This window comes from Streptococcus sp. UMB1203 (assembly GCF_030217725.1).
Lineage (GTDB): Bacteria > Bacillota > Bacilli > Lactobacillales > Streptococcaceae > Streptococcus.
Map to the genome: position 1 here is coordinate 1 of NZ_JASOOK010000058.1, position 1,961 is coordinate 1,961.

1 protein-coding gene and 6 tRNA genes are annotated in these 1,961 nt (G+C 40.2%); all 7 read right to left on the minus strand.

Annotated features, from left to right (window positions below; genetic code table 11):
* Positions 1-45: 45 nt before the first annotated feature.
* Entirely contained in the window at positions 46-1,347 is a 1,302-nt protein-coding gene (locus QP439_RS08825; RefSeq protein ID WP_285389629.1) for a glutamate-cysteine ligase family protein, read from the minus strand.
* A gap of 107 nt (positions 1,348-1,454) precedes the next feature.
* Positions 1,455-1,538, minus strand: a tRNA-Leu gene (locus tag QP439_RS08830).
* Positions 1,539-1,547: 9 nt separating this feature from the next.
* Positions 1,548-1,619, minus strand: a tRNA-Gln gene (locus QP439_RS08835).
* Positions 1,620-1,632: 13 nt separating this feature from the next.
* Positions 1,633-1,705, minus strand: a tRNA-His gene (locus tag QP439_RS08840).
* 14 nt (positions 1,706-1,719) lie between these two features.
* Positions 1,720-1,790 (minus strand) — tRNA-Trp (locus QP439_RS08845).
* 4 nt (positions 1,791-1,794) lie between these two features.
* A tRNA-Tyr gene (locus QP439_RS08850) sits at positions 1,795-1,875 on the minus strand.
* A gap of 12 nt (positions 1,876-1,887) precedes the next feature.
* Positions 1,888-1,960 (minus strand) — tRNA-Phe (locus QP439_RS08855).
* Position 1,961 lies beyond the last annotated feature (1 nt).

The following is a 1,961-nucleotide window of genomic DNA, read 5'->3' on the forward strand; positions in this document are numbered from 1 at the left end:
TTCCACTGGTTTTTACGATTTTTATCAGACTAACTTCCACTTGGATTAACGGTGGAAGTTAGTTTGGGAATTTAGCCCCAATTCTTCTTTCAAAGGCTGTAAATAGCTTGTTTCTTGCTTATTTCTCATCTCCAGTCCTTCGCAAGCTAGCAGGAGTATGTGTTTGGAAAATTCAATAATCGCAGTTTCTTCCTCATTTGTAAGCTTTTTCTTAGAAAATTGTCGTCTTAAAAACTTGTAATTTCGCCCAAATTCTTTAAAGAAAGTCGCTGTTTCTAAGTAAGCTTCTAACTTATCTAAATTAACCAACAATCCTAAGTGAAAAGCTGCAGAAGCGAAGGTTCTCTCTAGAGGTTGAGTACACACACTACGAAACTCAACTGTACCCCGAGTCGTTAAGTCTTGGTACTGATAACTACGATGAGTTTCAAAATCCTTCTCTTGAGGGTAAATAAGAATCTCATCCCCATTAAGAGCATATGCTTGGATTTCAGTTGTAGCCAAATAGTCCCTTGCCTGAATCGGATAAAAATAATAGGTTTGCCCATCGCGTTCCGCAGTAAAAATTGCAGAATGATCTAGATAATCAAAAAAATCATCCTCATCTTTAAAGAGCCTAGCATTGACACCAACATTCTCTGGATATATACCATGCATCGATTCTTCCCAGAAAATATCCCTTGAAATTTTCGTATCCCAATTCTCACCTGAAAACTCAGAATTGGCAAGTAAATAAGCCTTAGCCCCTTCAATTTGGGTAAAAGCATTAATCACTCGTAAGTAGTTAGACTTTGAAACATCCAACTGAACCTGACTCCCACAGATAAAAGCACCATATTCAGGGAAATGATGCAAGTCTGATTCAGCCATATTTCTACTCAAATTCAAATAGTCCATCAGCATGCGATACCGTGGATAAGCCACTGGACAATTCTCATTTTTATCCCAGTTGGGATGAATACCACAGCCAACAATAGCATGATTTGATTCAGCTAACTTCTTCTGGATTGCTCCCATATAAATACTAAAACGTTCTTCAATTTCTTGTATCGTTTCAGCCTTACCAAATGCAAACTCAATCGTAGTATAGGAAACTTCAAATAAAATAGCATCCTGACTTACTGGCTCCACTAACTGAATAGGAGTCCCAAAATCATCTACCTTTTCGACAGTAAAATCAAAAGCAGAAACTAAATATCGGAATAAGTATTTGATAACTTCAACATCTGTAGCATCCCCTTCCAAATTTACAACAGGATATTCCAGCTCAATCCCGACAAACAATTCAGGATTTTCTTTAATATTTTTCAAATACCGATGTTTTAATAAATCGATAGAACGAGACATACTTCCCTACACTTTCATAATCTAAATAAAATTTGAATAACTATTATTATACCAAAAATAATATAAAAAAGGAACGAAGATTTACAACGTTCCTTAACTCTATACTATACCGGCGGCCGGGGTCGAACCGGCACGTCCTTGCGGACACTGGATTTTGAGTCCAGCGCGTCTGCCAATTCCGCCACGCCGGCAAATAGTAACTGGGGTAGCTGGATTCGAACCAACGCATGAGGGAGTCAAAGTCCCTTGCCTTACCGCTTGGCTATACCCCAATAATATAAAATAGGCGAGTGATGGGGATCGAACCCACGCATGCCAGAGCCACAATCTGGTGTGTTAACCACTTCACCACACCCGCCATAATTCTATTAACACGGGCAGTAGGAATTGAACCCACACTGAAGGTTTTGGAGACCTTAGTTCTACCTTTAAACTATGCCCGTAAAATGGAAGGGGAGGGATTCGAACCCCCGAACCCGAAGGAGCGGATTTACAGTCCGCCGCGTTTAGCCTCTTCGCTACCCTTCCAAAATATATAAATGGCGCGAGACGGAATCGAACCGCCGACACATGGAGCTTCAATCCATTGCTCTACCAACTGAGCTACCGAGCCT